18 protein-coding genes are annotated in these 19,074 nt (G+C 69.5%); 5 read left to right on the plus strand and 13 right to left on the minus strand.

The window, feature by feature from the left end; genetic code table 11:
• Positions 1 to 10: 10 nt before the first annotated feature.
• The 3 genes from AB0C96_RS27305 to AB0C96_RS27315 are packed head-to-tail and all read right to left on the minus strand — an operon-like array spanning position 11 to position 3,986.
• Positions 11 to 2,518 carry a hypothetical protein gene (locus AB0C96_RS27305; protein ID WP_362920787.1) on the minus strand — a complete coding sequence of 836 codons (2,508 nt, stop codon included), beginning with the start codon at positions 2,516 to 2,518 and terminating at the stop codon, positions 11 to 13.
• Between the two features lie 9 nt (positions 2,519 to 2,527).
• Positions 2,528 to 2,869, minus strand: coding sequence for a helix-turn-helix transcriptional regulator (locus AB0C96_RS27310; RefSeq protein ID WP_362920789.1), 342 nt, complete (start codon positions 2,867 to 2,869; stop codon positions 2,528 to 2,530).
• A 10-nt stretch (positions 2,870 to 2,879) separates the two neighbouring features.
• Entirely contained in the window at positions 2,880 to 3,986 is a 1,107-nt protein-coding gene (locus tag AB0C96_RS27315) for a tyrosine-type recombinase/integrase (protein ID WP_362920791.1), read from the minus strand.
• Between the two features lie 181 nt (positions 3,987 to 4,167).
• On the opposite strand from AB0C96_RS27315, the gene AB0C96_RS27320 reads away from it, so the two are divergent.
• A complete protein-coding gene (locus tag AB0C96_RS27320; protein ID WP_362920793.1) occupies positions 4,168 to 4,422 on the plus strand; it encodes a hypothetical protein in 255 nt (84 codons plus the stop codon).
• Between the two features lie 18 nt (positions 4,423 to 4,440).
• Here the strand turns inward: AB0C96_RS27320 and AB0C96_RS27325 are convergent, their stop codons facing one another.
• The 7 genes from AB0C96_RS27325 to AB0C96_RS27355 form a co-directional block, all read right to left on the minus strand.
• Entirely contained in the window at positions 4,441 to 5,043 is a 603-nt protein-coding gene (locus AB0C96_RS27325; RefSeq protein ID WP_362920795.1) for a hypothetical protein, read from the minus strand.
• Between the two features lie 211 nt (positions 5,044 to 5,254).
• Positions 5,255 to 6,979: a relaxase/mobilization nuclease domain-containing protein gene (locus AB0C96_RS27330; protein WP_362920797.1), complete on the minus strand. Its 1,725-nt coding sequence runs from the start codon at positions 6,977 to 6,979 to the stop codon at positions 5,255 to 5,257.
• Positions 6,976 to 7,488 (minus strand): mobilization protein, encoded by a 513-nt coding sequence (locus tag AB0C96_RS27335; protein ID WP_362920798.1) that lies wholly within the window; start codon positions 7,486 to 7,488, stop codon positions 6,976 to 6,978. Before AB0C96_RS27335 ends, AB0C96_RS27330 begins: the two co-directional genes overlap by 4 nt.
• 183 nt (positions 7,489 to 7,671) lie before the next feature.
• Positions 7,672 to 9,012, minus strand: coding sequence for a hypothetical protein (locus tag AB0C96_RS27340; RefSeq protein ID WP_362920831.1), 1,341 nt, complete (start codon positions 9,010 to 9,012; stop codon positions 7,672 to 7,674).
• A gap of 401 nt (positions 9,013 to 9,413) precedes the next feature.
• A complete protein-coding gene (locus tag AB0C96_RS27345) occupies positions 9,414 to 10,301 on the minus strand; it encodes a DUF2637 domain-containing protein (RefSeq protein ID WP_362920800.1) in 888 nt (295 codons plus the stop codon).
• Positions 10,302 to 10,418: 117 nt separating this feature from the next.
• A complete protein-coding gene (locus AB0C96_RS27350; protein ID WP_362920833.1) occupies positions 10,419 to 11,108 on the minus strand; it encodes a hypothetical protein in 690 nt (229 codons plus the stop codon).
• A 5-nt stretch (positions 11,109 to 11,113) separates the two neighbouring features.
• Positions 11,114 to 11,992: a helix-turn-helix domain-containing protein gene (locus tag AB0C96_RS27355; protein ID WP_362920801.1), complete on the minus strand. Its 879-nt coding sequence runs from the start codon at positions 11,990 to 11,992 to the stop codon at positions 11,114 to 11,116.
• 943 nt (positions 11,993 to 12,935) lie between these two features.
• Between AB0C96_RS27355 and AB0C96_RS27360 the strand changes: the two genes are divergently transcribed.
• Positions 12,936 to 13,247, plus strand: a complete 312-nt coding sequence (locus AB0C96_RS27360) for a helix-turn-helix domain-containing protein (RefSeq protein ID WP_362920803.1) — start codon at positions 12,936 to 12,938, stop codon at positions 13,245 to 13,247.
• A 128-nt stretch (positions 13,248 to 13,375) separates the two neighbouring features.
• Positions 13,376 to 14,548: a site-specific integrase gene (locus AB0C96_RS27365; RefSeq protein ID WP_362920805.1), complete on the plus strand. Its 1,173-nt coding sequence runs from the start codon at positions 13,376 to 13,378 to the stop codon at positions 14,546 to 14,548.
• Positions 14,549 to 14,698: 150 nt separating this feature from the next.
• Here the strand turns inward: AB0C96_RS27365 and AB0C96_RS27370 are convergent, their stop codons facing one another.
• Entirely contained in the window at positions 14,699 to 16,228 is a 1,530-nt protein-coding gene (locus AB0C96_RS27370) for a UDP-N-acetylglucosamine 1-carboxyvinyltransferase (protein ID WP_362920806.1), read from the minus strand.
• A 181-nt stretch (positions 16,229 to 16,409) separates the two neighbouring features.
• Here AB0C96_RS27370 and AB0C96_RS27375 point away from each other — a divergent pair, with 181 nt between their 5' ends.
• Together AB0C96_RS27375 and AB0C96_RS27380 are read left to right on the plus strand one after the other, a co-directional pair.
• Positions 16,410 to 17,324 (plus strand): DUF1648 domain-containing protein, encoded by a 915-nt coding sequence (locus tag AB0C96_RS27375; protein WP_362920807.1) that lies wholly within the window; start codon positions 16,410 to 16,412, stop codon positions 17,322 to 17,324.
• A 1-nt stretch (position 17,325) separates the two neighbouring features.
• Positions 17,326 to 17,685, plus strand: coding sequence for a GntR family transcriptional regulator (locus AB0C96_RS27380; protein WP_362920808.1), 360 nt, complete (start codon positions 17,326 to 17,328; stop codon positions 17,683 to 17,685).
• A gap of 55 nt (positions 17,686 to 17,740) precedes the next feature.
• Here the strand turns inward: AB0C96_RS27380 and sigJ are convergent, their stop codons facing one another.
• Positions 17,741 to 18,625, minus strand: a complete 885-nt coding sequence (gene sigJ / locus AB0C96_RS27385; RefSeq protein WP_362920809.1) for an RNA polymerase sigma factor SigJ — start codon at positions 18,623 to 18,625, stop codon at positions 17,741 to 17,743.
• 91 nt (positions 18,626 to 18,716) lie between these two features.
• On the minus strand, positions 18,717 to 18,848 hold the full coding sequence (locus AB0C96_RS27390; RefSeq protein WP_362920810.1) for a hypothetical protein: 132 nt from the start codon (positions 18,846 to 18,848) through the stop codon (positions 18,717 to 18,719).
• Positions 18,849 to 19,074: the final 226 nt, after the last annotated feature.

Here is a 19,074-nt window from a genome sequence, read left to right on the forward strand (position 1 = left end):
CAGACTCCCGTCAGCGGCGGGTGAGTTCCTCCGCGTAGGTGGCTCCGTAGCCCTGGTTGTCTCGTTGCCACTGGTCCGCGGTGGTCTGGTGGAAGCCGAGCAGGCGGCTGATGACGTAGGCGGGCAGTTCCGACGCGAGCTCGATCAGGGCGGAGCGACGGGCCACTCGGCAGCGGATCCCGAGGGCTCGCAGGCGTGCGGCCAGGGAGTAGGGAGTCAGGGGCTGGCCCGGGTAGGCGCCGGGAAAGAGCCATGGGGCCTCGTCGAGCGGGGCGGTGACCGCGCGGCCCTGTCGGCGACGTACGAGCTGACGGATCACGTCGTCGAGGGGCGGCGGCAGGGTGACCGGATCGCTGCCGAGCAGGAGGGTCACCCTATTGTCCCGGTCGGTGACCTGGTGGGTGGTGAGCTGTGTGATGCGGCTGGTGGGCTGGGCGAAGAGCAGTAGGAGGAGGCCGGCGGCCCGGTCGACGAGGTCCAGGGTGTCGTCGTGGATGAGGCGACGAACCAGGTGCCAGCGGTGATCCTGTGCGATGACGTCCTGTCCGAAGTCGGTGGTGTAGGCGGGTGCTTCCAGCGAGTGGGTGTGTCCGCGGCGGCTGGTCCAGAGAAGGAAGCTGCGGATGAGCGTCCTGTTATGAGTGCCCTCGGCGAGCCAGGCGTCGAGATGGTCCTGGGTGCACTCGCCCAGCGTGCTCTCTTGCTGGTGCAGCCACTGTACGAAGCGCACCGCATTCTTGATCTCGTGCCGGACGCCTATCGCCTGGCCGTAGGTGACCGGCTTGCTCGTAGATCGTCGGCGCAGACGACGCAACGGACCCCAAGCGACGTACGTCCGCAGGATCTTCCGCTCGTCGGGGGCCTCCACGCGGACGAGGATCCTCGACAGCCACTGCTCGAGTTGGGCGAGCTGTTCGTCCCGGGGCGGCAGGGCAGCGCCGGCGACCAGGGCAGCGCGGAGGTGCTGCACGGTCACGGTGGGTTGGAGGGCGTCCAGGGTGTCGTGGGTGATCGGCCCGCTCCCCTCGGCCAAGGCCGTGAGGATGGCGTGGCGGGCGGAGCCGGGGCGCATCCACCGCAGCAGGGCTTGGGGCCGGGCTCGCAGTAGCGCGGCGAAGACCGGCTCGATCTCCGGCCGCATGCTGAGGCGGGATCCGGTCAGGACACCGCGCAGGTGCTCGCGGGCCACGCAGGCGGCACAACGGCCGTGCCTGTACGGGTTGTCAACGGTGCCGCACTCGGTGCAGGGCCTACGGGCCGCGGGGTGTTTGCTCCAGCAGTAGCTGCACAGGGGTTCGCCGTCCGGACTGCGGCCGGCGGTGCGGCGGAGCTTGCCGCAGCCTGAGCACGGCACCGGCTTCTGCCCGCAGTGTCCGAACAGCGGACGGCCGTCCGGTGCACGGGAGTTCACGCGCCGCGCGGCGCCACAGCCGACGCATACCTCGCGCGGTTTCGCCTGCTCCCAGCACGGCTCGCACAGGGGCGCCGGACTCGTCGCGAAACGACAGGGTGCCATGCGGCCGCAGACCGAGCAGGTGGCTCGTGGTAGCTGGCGGCATCTGCCGCACAGGGCCCCGTCCTCTGTTGTTTCCACCATGATCCGCACAGCGCCGCATTGGGAGCAGGCTCTGTGATTGAAGGGGTCGGTGTGGCGGCAGCTCCGGCACAGGGGCGCGCCGTCGTGGGTGCGGCCGCCCACCGGCCTGGACTTGCCGCACCGGGCACACGTTTGGGGGCGGGACTTGTGCCAGCATTCGATGCAGCAGCGCATCCCGTCACCGGGCACCTCAAGTCGGACGGTTCGGTGGCAGATCGGGCAGGTGGGAACGATGACGTCGACAGCTCCGCGATCGACGAGTGCCTGAGCCAAGGCTGTCGTCTTGGGTGGGCCCAGGGCCCCCTGCCCCCTCAGAAGGTCGGAGATGTCTTCCACGGCCCACAGCAGACGGCGCTGACCGTTGCGGCGACGCTCCGCCGAGAGGACCGCGTCACGGATCACCGTGCGGTCGAGCCCGACGGGCAGTGCCTCGATCAGCGTGACGAGTGCCTCCAGCGGGTCCCGCCCGCCATCGGGCGGGTGGTCGCGGCAGCGCGGCCGACCCTCGCGGTCTCGGCTGGCGAAGTCCTTGATGCCGCAGATGACACAAGGGTTGGCGTGGTTGAGTCGGCGCCCCTGGCAGCGCTGGCAGATACGCAGCCCGTCACCCAGGCCGACCAAAGGGACGTCCTTGTGGCAGTCCCCGCATCTGGGTAACTCCATTCGTTCGGCGCCGTGTTCGCGCAAGGCGCGGATCAACCGCTCGACGGTCCGCGGGCCCTCGGGCCGGCCGGAGGTCAGCAGTTGGGGGTCGGCTTGCAGTACCCGTGCCAGGTCGCGGCGCTGGGGCCGCTTACCGATCGCCGCCATCAGCGCGGCCTCCACCTCGCCCGCGTCGAGTCCGGGCTCGATCTGCCGCACGGTCTCGATGATGAGCACCTCGGGCTCGGTGGCATACCGCGGAAGTTCCCGACCGTCCACTGCGGTTCCCTACTCGCGTACGATCCGGGCCCGGCGAGGGCGGAACTCACCGACCCCGGGATCATTGCCGGAGGTTCCATCGCCGCCGCCAGCCGCCGTTTCGCGGCGCCGCCCCGCGACGGGCACGGGTTCGATCAACTCGTCCATAGCGCAGCCGAGAATGTCGAGCAGTGCCATCAGGGTCTTCAGGCTGAGGCGTTCGGGCCGCTCCACCACCAGGCGGTAGGTCTGGCTGGGCGACAGATCGATGCCCCGCTCGGCCAGCAGGGGGCGCAGATCGGTGGTGGAGAACATGCCGCGGGTGGCCATCACCTCCCGCAGATGCCAGCGGTAATCCAGCTTCGCCGTCACGTCATTCTCCCTACTGGCCGCCCTCGATGGCCCGGTCCAAGACCGTGCGCATCATCGTGTTCATGAAGTCCCCGCTGACCCCCGTATAGATGGCGGTCGTGGAGGCATGGCGATGGCCTACCTGGCGTTGAACGAATGTCTCGTCCGCGCCGTCCTCGATCTGATGGGTCACGTGACTGTGCCGCAGGCAGTGCGGCACCAGGTCCTTATCCAGCCCCAGCGCATCACGGTAGTCGGCGAACCGCTCTTCGATCTCCCGAGCCTGCAGCCGGCCTCCCCGCTCGGTCAGCCACAGCGCCGGACTCTCCCGGGCTGCCGCATACCGTAGGCGCACATTGGTCACGTAGTCCTCGACCGCCTCGACAGCCCAGGGCATGACGCTCAGCACCATGCGTCGACGCGGTGGCGAACCCTTGGTGCGTTTGCCGTAGCGGACCTGCAGCGAGCCGAACCGGCCCAGCTCCGGCGCCTTCGGGCTGCGGTAGAAGTCGGTGACGTCCAGACGAGAAGTCTCCGTGCACCGCAGCCCCCACCCGTAGATCGCCTTGAACACCGTCGCGTCGCGATACGCCGCCAGGGCTCCCTTGCGGCCCAGCCGGATCGCCCGCTCCACCTGGTCGTCGGCGTGGTCCAGGAGGAGCTGGATCTCCTCACGCGTCATCGGGCGCCGGTCCGCGCCGGCCTCGTAATCGACCAGGTGCGCGGCCGTGTTCCACTCGTGGCAGACCTGCACTGGATGAGTGCCGAAACGGGCCTCGCACTCCTGCGGCCACTGGTAGTGCGGCGAGGTGGCGTAGTCGCAGAACAGGCGCACCGCCGTCTGATAGCTGCGGATCGTGGACTCGGCTCGCTTCAACTCCCCGATCAGGTACGTCGTCCACTCATCGACATCCCCTGCCGACCAGGACCACGGATAGGCATTGGCGAACGCGCCGAAGGCCCGGACCACACGCTGCCGGTCCGAGATCGTCCTGGACTGGAGCCGACGCCCGCCACGCTGCTGACGACCCCAGCCCTCCAGCATCGCTTCAAACACGGCGTCTTCGGGGTGCAGCAACGCGATGCCGTCAAGCAGAACCAGCCGAGCCGAAGCATCGCTCATTTCGGTCCGCACCATGCGCACCCCCACTATCGAGTGCCCGAATCATGCATCACATGCAAGTTTTCGCGCAACGGTACAGGTCAAGAGCTCTTGGATAGAAGTAAGTTGGAGGGAGCGACGCTGCACGTCACCAGGTCGCGACTCCGGAGATCATGCAGCAAATGCAATTGCCCGGGGTTGCCGGATCTTCGAGGCGATGACCTCCTGCCCCATGTACCAGGTGCTCGTTGGCAGCACCCCCGTCACGGTCACGACCCAGATGGCGCCCGCTCCGCGGTTGGGTGACGAGCGGTGGAGCCAGCTGCTGACCTTCACCGTTGGCCGACGGGGCAGCGTCGTCGAGCAGACGGCTGTGCGCACCGGGACTGTGGTCGTCGTGGTCTTGGGTAGCCCCGGCCTTGTCGACGCCTACGTGGCGAAGGCCGTCGACAAGGCTCACCGCGCGGTCTGAGCCCACCTCCCCCTGGATCTATCGCGTGCCTACGGCGCAGGTGGCGACTGCCTTCCGCAGACCGGTGAAGTCGGTCTCCAGTGGGTTGAGACGCTTGAGGCTGGATGGCCTGATGCTCTTCTGGCTCGGGCACCGCTCGTTCAGAACGCGGGTGGGCAGAACGTAGAAGGTCCATTGGTCGAGGTCCAGGGGGTTGAGGGTCTGTTTGTCCTGGTGGTGCAGGAGACAGAAGACGTACACGTCCGAGCGGCGCAGTTTCTCGACCGAGGTGGTGTTGGTCCGTGGGTCCCAGCCGGAGGTCGGTTCGATGTTGAACGAGATCTTCGACGGCTCGGACTGTTTCCACGACTGTAGGTAGGCCGTTGACTTCACCTCGACGCGCCATTCTTCGGGCGTGTAGATGTCGACGCTGTCCCATTCAGTGCGGGTACCGGTGGTGGCGCCCAGGGCCGTGGCCACGAGGTACTCGGCCAGGACACCGCGCAGGGTGTTGTTGGCCAGGTCGGAGCATGCCCAGCTCCAGAACTCGCCGAGTCTGCCTACGGTTTCGCCGCTGGCCCGTATCGGCTCACTGCCGTTGCGGCGCGTGATGACCAGCGGACCAAGATCGGCGGCGCTCATCTGTCCTCCTGACGACGCTCTGGGGCGGGCGATGCTCAGTCTGACACCAGCCACTGACAACGGAATTGGGCTCGAACCGGAGCGTGGGCCGACACCGTCGCATGCCGTAGGGCGAAGACAGCTGACGGGCCTGACCAAGATGGTCGGACCCGTCAGTCGTTTGTCGGCCGCTATCCGGGCCCTCCCAGACGGGTTGGTGTCGTCGCCGCAATCAGCGGCGCGGTGCGCGTGGTGCCGACGGTGTCGGCACCTGCCGAGCGGCAGCCAACTGATCGTTGGCCGGGTTGGCTCGAGTGTCTTCCGGAGCCGGTGCGTATCCCGGGAGGTCTGCCGTGCGGCGCAGGCGCCAGACGAGGACGTCGCTGATGGATTCGGCGGTGTCCAGCTCCCGGCGGGCGGCGGCCTCAGCGAGCAGGGCGCGGGGATCATGACCTGCGAGTTCGGCGTCGGCGAGGGTAGCCGCCAGAGCATCCCAGCCGGGCTCGGCCAGGACGGTCTCGGCGAGCTCGGGGAGGGCGGCACGCACAGTGGTGGCGTGGTGGCGACGTAGAGATGGGGCGATACGGCGGCCACGCTCACGCAGCACCATGAGGGGCTCGCCAGCTGCCTGCTGGTAAGCAGCCCGCAGATGCTCGGCGGCCCGGCGGGCAGCCTCGGCCTGCTGCGCGTGCTGTCGCTGGGCGTGCCAGTGCGCGACGGTGACAACGAGGAAGAACAGCATGTCCAGGACCATCGCGGTGCCGGCCCCGTCCTCGCCCCGGCCGAGCACGGGTCCGCCTCGGACTAGATCGCGGGCCGCGCGTCGCAGGTCCTGCGCGTGGCGGAACTCAGCTCGGGTGTGGGAGCGGGAGGCCCGCTCGAACGCCCAGGCTGCCTGGCGGAGTTCGTTGCGGGTGTGGAGCGCGGATGTCTTGGCGAGGGCGTCGAGGACTTCGCCGGTGGCGGCGATCTGTGCGGCCTCCGTGCCGTCGTCGCCGCTGTGGTCGAGGACAAGCAGCGCTTGCCACGCCGCGTGGGATGTGGTGCGTCGTGCCGCCACGGGTGCAGAGGGAACGGCGGGGTGTTCCGGCTGCTCGCTGTCAGTGGCACCGGGTGGGGTGGGTTCGGTGGCGAAGCGTTCCTGGATGCGGGGCAGGGACAGGTCGGGGGCGAGGGTGGATCCGGCGTAGAAGATTGGCTCCTTGTCCTTGTTGCGGTCGTCGGGCAGGGCGACTTTGTAGCCCTTCAGGTCGCCGGAGGGCAGGACTTTGGTGCGTACGAGAAGCCCGGCGTTCTTGAGGCGATCGAGGAACTCGTCCGTGGAGGAGGCGCCGGCGACTGCGCGGCGGACGGTCTCACGTAGTTCCTCGCGCGCGGCGCGGTCCCGGCCCTGGCGTTCGGCCTTGTGGCGTTCGGCGCTGGTGGGGCGCTTGGCGGCGGTGCCGTCTCCTGGGGTGACGCGGTGGAGATCGTAGTCGGCTTCGATGAGTCGAGCTTCGGCCTGGGCGCGCTTGCCGGAGAAGTGGTGGTCGGGGCGGCGGCCATCCTCGCGTACCAGGGTGGCGATGATGTGGATGTGGTCGTCGGCGTGGCGGACGGCTACCCAGCGGCAGCCCGCGCCGTCGCCGGGGTCGATGCCGGTGGCCGCGACCATGCGACGGGCGATCTCGCCCCACTGCTCTTCGGTGAGGACCGGGTCGTCGGGTGCGGCGCGCACGGAACAGTGCCACACGTGCATGTTGGGCCGCTGGTCGGCGTCGAGCAGGTGGAGGGGCTGGTCGAGAAGTTCCTGGAGGTCCTCCTCCGTGGCCCTCGGGTCGCGGCCGGGGTCGGGCGCCATGCCGTCGAAGGAGGCGACCAGGTGCGGGGCGATGTGTTCTTCGTGAGTGCCCGGGCCATAGAGGTAGAAGAGCAGACCGAGGGTCTTGCTGCCCTGCCTGTGGATACGGGGGATCAAGCCGCGTCGCCTGTCTGGGGGTTGGCGACCCGATCGGCGGCTTCCTTCACGGCGTTGGCCGCACGCTGGATGTCGGCGATCACCTCGTCGAGATGCGGTACGTCGCCGCCCGAGTTGAGTGCTTTGGCGGCCTGGTTGAGGTTGCCGCCCGCCCAGCCAAGCTCGCGGCGCATAGCGAACAGTTCGATGAGCACGTCGCGTTCGCTGGCGATGACCGCTGCTGTACGGGACTGGTTGCGGGCGGCGGCCAGGGCGGAGTGGGCGAGGAAGCCGGCCAGGCTCATCTCGACGGCGTCTGCGCCGGCCTGGATGAGGGCGTGCTCTTGATCATTGAGACGCACGCTCTGGGCAGGGCGCTGTTTCTGGTCGCGCGGACGTGCCTTCCCCTTCCCTTTGGGCTTCCCCTTGGCCTTGGTCCTTCCCTTGCTGTTGGCCTTGCTCGGCTGCGATCCGCCCTCGGTCGCAGCCCTCCCGTCCGGCGCCCCCTGGCGCTGGTCAGGCCCCGTCACCCCCGGGGCGGGGTCGGGTTCGGGCGCTCCCCCTGTGGGGGAGTGTCCGGACCTACAACTTGCTCCGCCTGGGGCAGGGGTGGTCTTCAGAGAATCTACGTGGGTGGTGGGTTCTTCGTGGTGCGGATCGTGCATGGGGCCTCCGTCTTGGGGCGTGGATAGGGGAGCCGTTGACTCCGGGGATCAAGGAGTGGGTTTGCTGGGCGCGGCTGCCTTGAGTTGCCTTTTGAACTGGCGGACGATTCTTCCGGCGTCGTCGCTGGCAACGGTGTAGCCAGCGGCGCGTACGGCGTCCTCCACCCGGTCGCGGCTGACGCTCCCGGTCTCCTCGTACATGCGGCGGGTGAAGGAGAGGATGACCTCTTCGGAGGCACGCGGTTTGCTGCCCTCCTCTTGCTTCTTCCGCGCCGCTTGCCTGCGCTTGTCCGAGACGTTGCCCACCGTTGACGGGCTGCCCGAGGACGACGGGCTGTCTTCCGGCGGGCGGGCTTCAGGCTCCGCTCGCGTAGGCGGTTCCAGCGCCGGGCGGACAGGTTGCGGGCGGGCCGTCGGTGGGGGCTGGTCGTCGCCTGGCTCCGTTGGGTGCGGGCGGGCAGCGTCCGCTGCCCGTTGCGCTGCTTGCGGGCGGGCAGAGTGCGAGCGCGCTACCCGGTGAGCGTCTTCACTGCCCGTATCCGAGGGGTGCGGGCGGCCCGTCTGCTCCGCATGCTTCGGCCGGCCGCCGGGCGGGCGGCTGTGCTCGGAGGTGCCGGCGGTGTATGAGCTCGGAGCATGCCAGCGCGGCGGCAGTGTGATGGAGGCGAGGCCGAGCGCCTGCTTGCGGGTGGCGAGCTTGCGTAGCAGCAGTTCGTCCTGGTGCGGATCGCCGTCGACGTCGGCTCGCTCCAGGGCCTGGTGCATGCGGTCGGCCAGGCGTATTCCTCGTCGCCTGCCGCGCTGCTGGTCGGTCATCTTCTCGGCGCGGAGGATCAGGGCGACGGCTTCGCTCAGAGCACGCTCGCGGATGAGTCGGGCGGCATCCGCGTCCTGGTCGGTGATGCCCAACCGGGCCAGCAGGCGTTCGCGTGTCTGCGTCACGAGGACGGCGGCCAGGCTGCGCGAGGCGGCCTCGGGGGTGCGGTGGCGCAGCTCGATGCCCATGGCCAGGTGCCACAGCATCGCTGCCATGACCGGTCCGACCAGGGCCCGAACGGTGCCGCCGACGGGCCCGAACTCGGCGTAGGCGGGGATGATCTGCACCGCGGTGATCACCCACACCAGGACGCCGGGCAGGCCCGGTGCCCGTGCGGGCCCGTTCAGGTTCTGGCGTGCCATCAGGGCGGTGGCGAACAGGGCCAGCTCGGCGATGGCGAACATGAAGGCACGCTCGACGGTGCTGCCCATGTCCAGGTAGTCGGCGGCGAACCGCCAACTGGTATCCGCGCTGTAGGCGGTACAGCCGAGCGCGGCCATGGCAGCGACGCGCACGGCGATGGTCCCGCGCCGCCAGTTCGCGCCGGACGGCTGCCGACGCTGCTGCCGCATCAGCCAGCCGGCGAACAGGGCGAGAGCCGCGAGCAGTGCGAGCAGCACCCATATCAGTGCGGGGGAGGTGGCCCAGTCCGGCAGGAGCGGGGTGCTGCCGCGTACGGCGGCGAGGGCTATCGGGGTGGGGGAGGACAAGCCAGTTCTCTCCAGGGACGTGGGGTGGGGCATGTGGTGTGGATGTGAGAGGCGCTCGCGGAGGGGCGTTCACGCGAGCCCTCGCTGAACGTCGACACTGAGGGGTCTCGCGCGTGAATGCTTGGGTGCGTGTACGGCGTGCACGGTCGTGTGACCCGTCTGAACAGGGGTTTCTCGGTGGCAGTGGAAGCTGCGAGCGCATCAAGGGGAGACGTGGGGGCGCCGGAAGTGCCGAGGTGGTTTTGTACCTCCGGCGGCCGGCCTCAGCCGATCTCGTCGACGGCGTCCCACAGCGCGTCTTGCTCGTCCTCCACCAGCTCGATGACGTTCTGCAGCTGGTCGTCAGCGACCTTCAGGCCGTGGACCTCCCGGATCTCCCTTGCGATCTCGGTGTCCTCGACATCGCCTATGCGCGCTACCACTGAGCGGGCGATGGCCAGGAGTTCGTCGATCGAGGCGTTGGGAGGTTGCTCGGCGCGTCGAGGAGCCGACGCCTCCCGCGGTTCTGGCGCAGGCACGGAAGAGCTGTGCGGGTCCCCGCTATGGGTGTGGCCGTCTTCCGGTTCGCGTTCACGTGCCGGATGGGCGTGGTTGCCAGCAGGCGGACGGGTGCCGGAATCCGACTCCTGCGGTGTCCGGGAAGTGGTGGCCAGTAGATCGCCGGGGCAGGTGGAAGAGACGGCCGGTGGCTCTGGTGGCTGATCCGGGACGGGTTCCGGGCAGTCGGCGGCCCGATCGACGAGCCGGTGGATCTGGCGCACGAGGACGCCGAAGGCCAGGAGTGCGGCGGTCGGGGGAACCGCGCCGACCACGTAGTCGAGCAGGGACACGCTGCTGGTGTGGCCCACGCTGCCGACCCCGGCCACGTTGACCGCGATGGAGCCGACCGACCCGGCGGCGGTCAGTGCGATGGCCCAGCCGTCCGTGACCCCGCGCAGGCCCGCCCGGAGCGTCAGCAGCTCACCCGCGACGATGAATGCGTACAGGGTCGCGGGCCAGGCCCAGCGGCGAGCGAGAGAGGCGCCGCGCCCGTGTGTTCCGGCGACCTCGGCGAGGTGTGCGTACGAGAGCCAGAACCCACCGACGGTGAGGGCGACGATGACGACGCCCGCCACGATGAGCGCAAACCTCTCGGGAGCGTGCCTGGGCATCAGCGGTTCCCCCACGGGGTGACGTGCACAGCTCTGGTGCACACGTGGGTGGGCAGGTGTGGGGTGTTGAGCAATGGGAGTTCTCCGGGGGTACGGGAGGGGGCAGGGAGACGCGGATCAGGCAGCCGTACGCCGTGCGAGCTCCGCGGCAGCAAGGTCCACACGGGTCGGGTGGGGCGTGGTGCGGGGTGCGTTGCCCCGGGCACGGCCACCGGGGCTCACACGGCGGGTGCGGCAGGGCTGGCCCTCGGCGGCGTGGCACCACTCGCAGCCAACGCCGAGGGCGTCGACCTGTCCCGCGGCAACGGCGGCTTCGCGGGCAGCGCGCATCGGCCGGAAGCGGGCGAGCTCGGCCCGGACAGCGGGCGGGACGCACGATCCGACGGCAGAGAGGCGGGCTGCGATGTCGGGGTGCGAGCCGCCGTGGGTGAGCTGCCGGTGCGTCGCTGGTGCGGAGACACCGGCGGCGACCGCGTGCCGGGTGGCGAGCAGTTCGGTTCGCCAGGCGGCCTCGTCGTCCGGGTCGGCAGATGGGGTCGGGTCGGTGTGCCTCTCCAGGCGGTCGCGACGGTAGGCGCGCCACTTGCGGGCGACGTCCACGGGCAGGATCGGATACGGCGAGTCGAGCACGTGGGCCCGTATCGCCTCGCGGGCATCCCAGCCGTGGCCGGTGGCCATGGGCACGTCGCTCAGCAGCTCGTGCCATTGGGCGATTTGGTCACGGGCCTCGCCAGCATCCGTCCGGATGGTGCGGGGGTCGAGGCGGCCGATGTAGGCGAGGACGGCGGCAATTTCGCGGCGATCCAGTGCGGTCACTCCGTTCCGGTCGGTTCGTCGAGGGCGGCGAGCAGGGCGGCGGTGTGTGCCTCGGCCCGGGTCATGCCGACCGTCGGGGCGGGGGTGCCGCCGGGCAGGGCGTAGAGGTTCGGGCGGCTCGATGAGGGGCTGTGCTCGCGGGCGATCCAGGCGCGCCAGTCGGCAGCCCACGCGGCGGTGGTGCGGGGCTTCCAGGCCGCCCGGTAGGAGCGCCACTTCGCGTCGGCGGCGCGGATGCCGTGCTCGCCGAGGCGTGCGAGGTGCCCCTGCTGCTGGGCCCAGGAGCGGGACTCGTCGTCGATCTCCCAGTCGGTGGCCGAGGTGAGGGTGGCAGCACTGCTGCTGTACCTACGGTTCACCTTCGGTTCATTACGGTTCTGGGGGCTGGATTCCGGTCCTTCCACGGGCTGGATTCCGGTCCCTGGAGCGGTTGGATTCCGGTCCATGCCGTTTTCCGGAGGGGCCGGATCCTGGTCCTTCGAGGGGCTGGATGCCGGCCCCTTTCGGGGACGGATTCCGTACCGTCGCAGGCCGGGCGTGTTGCGGTCGGGCTTCTTGGGCTCGACGGTGGGAGTGCCTTCGGGACGCGACGCGTTCGCGATGAGATGGGCCGCTCGGGGCAGCCAATACACGGTGGCGCGGTACGGGCCCTGGAGGTCGTCGGCCTCCTCCAGCTCACCGTTGTGCACCAGCATGTCCAGCGCGTCACGGACGGTGGACCGGGAGGCCCCCGTGCGTTCCATCAGGCTGGGCACCGTGGCGTAGGCAATGCACTTCTCGTCGGCGACGCGGTCGGCGATCGAGAGCATCACCAGCCGGGCGTTGCCCTTGCTGGCGCTGCTCTCCCAGACCCACTCGCGGGCGTCTTTGCTCATCGGTTGGCGGCTCCTAGGTCAGGTGGGGAGGTGCGGACAATCCGCTTCGGGGGGCGGGGAGGGCCGCGGCGTGGAGTTCCCGGCGAGGCCCGCGCGGGTGTGTACGAGGACTCTTTGGCCACAGCTGTGGCGTGCCGAGTCCCCCAGGCGCCGGAAACAGCGTTTCCGACGCCTGGACAAGACAGTCACGTCCACCCGTACAAGTCCAGCATTCCGCTGGGAAAGCAAACAGCTCACGGCGAACACGTCGTGCGCGGGGAAATGAAACGGTAGACCCGGATCCCCGGTTAGCGAAATCGCCGTGCGGCGGTTGTTCTGCGGGACGGGCGAACTGACATACCGTGATTTCGTTCAACTGGGGATCCCGTGTTATGTTCCGCCCTTTTCTGACGGGGACGTAGGGGATGTGACAACAAAGTGGCGGAAGACAGCAGTGGATCATCGGTTAGCGAAACCGCTCTTCCAGAGCTACAACAGATCCCATGCCGCAAAACCCTCTAGAAGTAAGCCGGTCGGAGATCAGGCCGCCCGCGCCATCGAGCGCGCCCGCACCATGCGCGGAATGGTCCGACGAAAGCTGGCCGCCGCGTGACCGAGCTGGGCAGCCCCATGACCGTCGCGACGGGCTACCGCATCGAACGCCGGCGGCGACGCTGCGACATCGAAGACCCTCGGAGAGCCCGCCCGGCCCCCCGTGCTCGGTCGGCGCGGGCGGAATATAGCCGACGATCCCCGGTTAGCGAAACCGGGGATTCTCCGCATTATTGGATTCCCAGCGCGCCCCGTCGTGCTGGCCATCCAAATCCGTCTCATCCCTCACGAGGAACCCCTTGCCCCGATCTGCAACAACCGTCGGACTCATTTTCGTCGAGAGCCGCGGGCGAACGTGAGAGCCCGGAACCCCCTCGCCACCGTGCCCCCTTCGCCTCCACAGAAACCTCCCATGCCCGCACAATCGCTGCTTGTCCCTTCCACCGCGCCCACCCCCGCTCGCGCTGCACGCACGGCCTTCCTGAATGTGAAGGACGCTGCTGAATACCTCGGCCTCTCACCGCACACGCTCTATGTCTGGCGGCATCGGCGGCAGGGACCGCCGAGCTTCCGCATGGGTCCACGTGGCCGCGTCATGTATCGAGTGGAAGCGCTCGACGCGTGGGTCTGTCAGCAGGAACAGGCCGACTCGCGCTCCAACACGGCATTGAGCCCCCTGAGCTCGGCTCCCCAGCTTCGGTCCGGTCACGCTCCCAGCGCCTGATGCGGCACGCGTCGTAGACCGCGGTTTCCATCCCCTTCGTCTAGGAGCTCCTTCTGGCTGGCTACATAGAGGACCGGTGGCTCAAGAAGCGCCCCAGCCCCGAAACCGGTAAGCGTGAACGCACAGCGATGTACGGCAAGTGCACGCGCTATCGCGTCAAGGGCATCCCGGGTGTCAAGGACCGTTCATTCGACACGGTCCAGGACGCCAAGACCTGGCTCGCCCAGGCTCAGACCGATGCGCGGCGAGGCGAGTTCGTCGATCCGCGCGACGGGGCCGTTTCTCTCAAGGACTACGTCGAGACCCACTGGTGGCCCACGCAGAGCGGCGACCCGTCCACCCTTGAGCGCATCGAGCAGCGTGTGCGTCGGCACATCCTCCCGCACCTTGGCGCTCTGCCGCTGAACAGCGTGGGTACGGAAGCCCTGAGAAGCTGGAAGAAGCGGCTGGAGAAGGACCTCGGGCCCACGTCGATCCGTCTCGTCTGGGCGACGCTCTCCGGCGTACTCCAGGCCGCCGTCGAGGACCGTCGCCTCGCACGCAACCCATGCCGCGCGAGCACAGTCCGCCCCCCAGCCGCCGCACCGGGCAGGGTCGAAGCTTGGCCGCCAGAGCGGGTATTGGCCGTACGCGCAGCTCTGTCGGATCGCTACCGGGTCCTCGTCGAGATCGGTGCCGGCCTGGGACTCCGGCAAGGAGAAGCGTTCGGCCTCTGCTTGGACGACATCGACTTCGAAGAGGAAGTCGTCCACGTCCGGCGCCAGATCAAGATGGTGCGGACAAAGCTGTGCTTTGCGCTTCCAAAGGGACGCAAGGTCCGAGACGTTCCCCTGCCCTCAAGCGTGGCCAGGGCTCTGCGGCAGCACATGGAGCTCTTCGCACCAGTGCCCGTCACGCTGCCGTGGGATGATCCGCGCCCTCCCGCGACGCCGGTGGAAGCCAAGCACCGTCGCCCGCGGACGTACAACCTCCTGGTCACGGGGCGCGAGCGGAAGGCGATCAACCGGAACTACTTCAACTCCTACGTCTGGAAGCCGGCTCTGGCCCAGGCCGGCGTGATCGCCGCGCTGGAGACGAGCTCCCAGGTCGGGGCCCGGATCTGGGAGCCATCCCGGGAGCACGGCTACCACGCCCTGCGCCACTTCTACGCCTCCGAAGAGCTGGAGGCCGGCGAATCGGTCGTCTCCCTGGCACGCTGGCTGGGCCACTCCGACCCCGGGTTCACGCTGCGGAAGTACTCCCACTTCCTGCCCCGCGCGGGCGCGCGGGGCAGCACCGCCATCGACGCGATCTTCGCGTAGCCGCGGATCGGACAGCGTCGGGTCCGGACTGATGAGGCCGTAGGAGCCCCGGCTCAGTCGCAAAGTCCCAGAGAAGTCCCACGGATGCCGCCGCACCCCTTCCTGACCCGCTTCCCCGCAGGTCAGAGTGGGTGCGGCGGCATTCGCGCATCAAATGTCCCGGAAGATCTCGATCTGTGCGCCGATCGAGTTGAGGCGCTCCGCCAGGTCCTCGTAGCCCCGGTTGATGACGTAGACGTTGCGCAGGACGGATGTGCCCTCGGCGGCCATCATGGCCAGGAGGACGACGACGGCGGGGCGCAGGGCCGGCGGGCACATCATTTCCGCGGAGCGCCAGCGGGTCGGGCCGTCGACCAGGACGCGGTGCGGGTCGAGCAACTTGACCTGGGCGCCGAGTCGGTTGAGGTCCGTCAGGTAGATCGCGCGGTTGTCGTAGACCCAGTCGTGGATCAGGGTCTGGCCCTGGGCGCTGGCCGCGATGGCCGCGAAGAAGGGGACGTTGTCGATGTTCAGGCCCGGGAAGGGCATCGGGTGGATCTTGTCCAGCGGGGCCTGGAGCTTGGAGGGGCGGACGGTCAGGTCGATCAGCCGGGTGCGCCCGTTGTCGGCGGCGTACTCGGTGCTGCGCTCGTGGTCCAGGCCCATCTCCTCAAGGACCGCCAGCTCGATCTCCAGGAACTCCACCGGTACCCGGCGGATCGTCAGCTCCGACTCCGTGACGACCGCAGCGGCCAGCAGGCTCATGGCCTCCACCGGGTCCTCGGACGGTGCGAAGTCCACGTCCCGTTCGATGCGTGCGGCGCCGTGCACGGTGAGGGTGGTGGTGCCGATGCCGTCGACCCGGACCCCCAGCTCCTCCAGGAAGAAGCAGAGGTCCTGGACCATGTAGTTGGAGGAGGCGTTGCGGATGACCGTGACGCCGTCGTGCCGGGCGGCGGCCAGCAGCGCGTTCTCGGTGACGGTGTCGCCGCGCTCGGTCAGGACGATGGCGCGCTTGGGGGCGACGCTGCGGTCGACCTCGCAGAGGTAGGTGCCGTCGGTCGCGGTGATCTCCAGCCCGAAGTGCCGCAGCGCGGTCATGTGCGGGGTCACGGTCCGGGTGCCGAGGTCGCAGCCGCCCGCGTACGGCAGCCTGAAGTGGTCCATCCGGTGCAGCAGCGGGCCGAGGAACATGATGACGCTGCGGGTGCGGCGGGCCGCCTCCACGTCCATGGAGGCGAGGTCGAGTTGGGCCGGCGGGACGATCTCCAGGTCGTTGCCGTCGTTGATCCACCGGGTGCGGACGCCGATGCTGCCCAGGACTTCGAGGATCCGGTAGACCTCCTCGATGCGGGCCACCCGGCGCAGCGTGGTGCGGCCCGCGTTCAGCAGCGTGGCGCAGAGCAGCGCGACGCAGGCGTTCTTGCTCGTCTTCACGTCGATGCTGCCGGACAACCGGCGCCCGCCGACCACCCGCAGATGCATCGGACCGGCATAGCCGAGCGACACGATTTCGCTGTCGAGGGCCTCACCGATGCGGGCGATCATCTCAAGGCTGATGTTCTGATTCCCGCGCTCGATCCGGTTGACCGCGCTCTGACTGGTGCCGAGTGCCTCCGCAAGCTGCGCCTGTGTCCAGCCACGGTGCTGCCGGGCGTCACGGATCAGCCTGCCGATGCGTACGAGGTAGTCGTCTGCCATGCGCCGACCGTATCTCAGATATGAGATGGGTACGCAATTGTGGCCGTCTTGGTTGTTCTACTACTATGCAAATAACTGAGAGGTGGTCATACAGGTCATGAAGAGCGCTCCGCGTTCCGTCCCTCGCTCAACGGGTGTGCCGCGGCCCCTGGTTGCCGTCCTGCCCTTCGTCGTCACGATCGTGACCGTCACCGCCGTCTACGTCTCCGTCTCCACCCGGTTGCCCGAGCCGCTGGCCACCCATTTCGGTGTCAGCGGCCGGGCCGACGGCTACTCCTCCACCCATGGCTTCCTGACGGGGTGTCTCGGCGTGCTCCTGGTCCTCGGCACCGCCTTCGGCCTGGCTGCCCAGGCGCGGCGGTTCGCCGACGCCGCCCCGTGGCTGGTCGTCACCGGCTACGCCACGGCGGCCGGGATCGGTTACCCCCTCTGCCTCACCCTGCTCCACAACGCCGACGTCACCGACGCCGCGACCGTGCGCCTGCCGCTGTGGCAGGTGGCCGTGACGCTCGCGGTGGCGCTCCTCGCCGGCGCGGTGGGGTGGCTGCTCGCCGGCCGTTCCGCTCGTTCGCCGCAGCGCGCGGCGGGTGACGCGCCCCGGCTCGACCTCCCGGCCGGTACGACGGCCGGCTGGTCGCGCACCATCGGCTCGCGCCCGCTGAACGTGCTGGGCGCCCTGATGCTCTGCGCCGGGGTGGTCGTCGTGGTGCGTGCGGATGCGCTGACCGGCGCCTTCCTCCTCGCCAGCGCCTCGGTGGTCCTCGGGCTCACCTCCGTACGGGTGACCGTCGACCGGCGCGGTCTGACCCTCGCGCCCCTGTTGATCCTGCCCGCCTCCCGGATCCGCTTCCGGCGCATCCCCCTCGAACGGGTCGTGGAGGCGACCAGCCGGCCGATCAACTGCCTGGCCGACCTCGGCGGCTGGGGCTACCGGATCCTGCCCGGCCGCAGCGGACTGGCACTGCGCTCCGGGGACGGCATCGTGATACGACTCACCAACGGCCGGGAGTTCATGGTGACGGTCGACGACGCGGCGACCGCCGCCGCCCTGCTCAACACCTACGCGGACCGGGCGCGTTCGCAGCAAGGAGGCTGAGGTGCTCTTCCGCGTCGATCCCGGCTCGTCCGTCCCGCTCGGTGACCAGATCGCCGCCTCGGTACGCGGTGCCATCGCCGACGGCACGGTGCACACCGGAGAGCGGCTGCCGGCCGCCCGCGAACTCGCCGCGTCCCTCGGCGTGAACGTGCACACCGTGCTGCGCGGCTATCAGCGCCTCAAGGAGGAGGGCCTGATCGAGCTCCGCCGCGGCCGCGGCGCGGTGGTCACCGGCGCGGCCTCCCCGGCCCGGGCCCGCCTCGGCGAAACCGCGGAGCGCCTGATCGCGGAGGCCCGCCATCTGGGGCTGTCCGACGAGGAGATCGTCAGCGTGGTGCGGCTGGGGCTGGCCGGGAGATGAGCGGGCGGCGGGGCGGTCCGGGTCGCCGGAGACCCGGACCGCCCCGCCGTGGCCCTCAGTCGTCCAGGATCGTCAGGTCCAGCCGGCGCAGCCGGGCGAGGTCGGCCAGGATGTTGATCTCGACGACCTTCCCGTGCGCGATGGTGAACCCCATCACGGAGAACGCCTGCCCGTCCTGCGCCGTGACCAGCCCCGGAGCGCCGTTGACCAGCGCGGGGCGGGCGAGCGGGGCGAACCGGGAGAACATCAGCGCCTGCTCGACGACCGCCCGCGCCCCACGGATCAGCTTCGACACGCCGCCGGACGCCGGGCCGGCGTCTGCGCGCAGCACCACGTCCGGGTCGAGCACCGCGAGCAGCCCCTCGAAGTCGCCGGCGCGCGAGGCGGCGAGGAAGGCCTCGACCACCTCCCGCTGGCGGACCAGGTCGGTGTCGGGAGCCGGCGCGGTGCCCTGGACGCGACGCCGCGCCCGGCTGGCGAGCTGCCGTGCGGCGGCCGGCGTCCGGTCGACGAGCGGCGCGATCTCGTCGAAGGGCATCGCGAACATGTCGTGCAGGACGAAGGCGAGCCGCTCGGCGGGGGTGAGGGTTTCCAGCACCACGAGCAGGGCGAGCCCGACCGAGTCGGCGAGCATCGCCTCGTTCTCCGGATCGACGGTGTCCAGACGGCTCACGACCGGCTCGGGGACATGTACGTCGAAGAGGTCCTCGCGCCGCGCCTTGCGCGTCCGCAGCTGGTCCAGGCACACCCGCCCGACGACCGTGGTCAGCCAGCCACCCAGGTTCTCCACACCGTCCGCCCCCGACCGGCTCAGCCGCAGCCAGGCCTCCTGGACGGCGTCGTCCGCCTCGGTCAGCGAGCCGAGCATGCGGTAGGCCACCGACCGCAGATGACCCCGGTTCTCCTCGAACCGCTCCGCGAGCCACTCATGATCGTTCATCGGTCCCATGCCTTCCCCGTGCCTCCCCGTAAAGGTCCGTCATCGTCATGACGGACGCGGCCGGTCGAATGTGACGCGGCCCTGCGTGAGATCACCCGCCCCAGCCGCTGACCGGGTGGTCAACATAGCCGTCCGCGTCCCCGGCGTAGTACCTGGCCGGGTCGGCCTTCGCCGGGTCACGGCCCAGGGCGAACCGGGTGACCAGGTCGTGACCTGCGCGCACGGTTGGAGGTCCTGACCATCGACGTCATCGCCGACCCCGCCCGCCTGCGGCGGCACGCAGGACAGGCCCCGGCAGGACATGACCCCGCCGCAACGATGTACTAGAGTTATCTCGACATCGAGATATCTGCCGAGAGCTGTACCGCTACCGCGCCAGTAAGGCATGCCTAACTAAGGTTCACCTTATCGGATCGGCCCGAGCCTGCAACGGCAGGATGCGGTGGTAC

Origin of the sequence: Streptomyces sp. NPDC048506 (genome assembly GCF_040651315.1) — a bacterium.
Classification (GTDB): Bacteria; Actinomycetota; Actinomycetes; order Streptomycetales; family Streptomycetaceae; genus Streptomyces.

What these genes read in the sequence shown, in the direction of transcription:
- AB0C96_RS27315 (WP_362920791.1), bottom strand. Translation starts at nt 3,986, where the DNA reads ATGGTGCGGACCGAAATGAGCGATGCTTCGGCTCGGCTGGTTCTGCTT.
- AB0C96_RS27345 (WP_362920800.1), bottom strand. Translation starts at nt 10,301, where the DNA reads ATGCCCAGGCACGCTCCCGAGAGGTTTGCGCTCATCGTGGCGGGCGTC.
- AB0C96_RS27360 (WP_362920803.1), top strand. Translation starts at nt 12,936, where the DNA reads ATGCCCGCACAATCGCTGCTTGTCCCTTCCACCGCGCCCACCCCCGCT.
- AB0C96_RS27340 (WP_362920831.1), bottom strand. Translation starts at nt 9,012, where the DNA reads ATGCGGCAGCAGCGTCGGCAGCCGTCCGGCGCGAACTGGCGGCGCGGG.
- AB0C96_RS27325 (WP_362920795.1), bottom strand. Translation starts at nt 5,043, where the DNA reads ATGAGCGCCGCCGATCTTGGTCCGCTGGTCATCACGCGCCGCAACGGC.
- AB0C96_RS27370 (WP_362920806.1), bottom strand. Translation starts at nt 16,228, where the DNA reads ATGGCAGACGACTACCTCGTACGCATCGGCAGGCTGATCCGTGACGCC.
- AB0C96_RS27355 (WP_362920801.1), bottom strand. Translation starts at nt 11,992, where the DNA reads ATGAGCAAAGACGCCCGCGAGTGGGTCTGGGAGAGCAGCGCCAGCAAG.
- AB0C96_RS27320 (WP_362920793.1), top strand. Translation starts at nt 4,168, where the DNA reads ATGACCTCCTGCCCCATGTACCAGGTGCTCGTTGGCAGCACCCCCGTC.
- sigJ (WP_362920809.1), bottom strand. Translation starts at nt 18,625, where the DNA reads ATGAACGATCATGAGTGGCTCGCGGAGCGGTTCGAGGAGAACCGGGGT.
- AB0C96_RS27365 (WP_362920805.1), top strand. Translation starts at nt 13,376, where the DNA reads ATGTACGGCAAGTGCACGCGCTATCGCGTCAAGGGCATCCCGGGTGTC.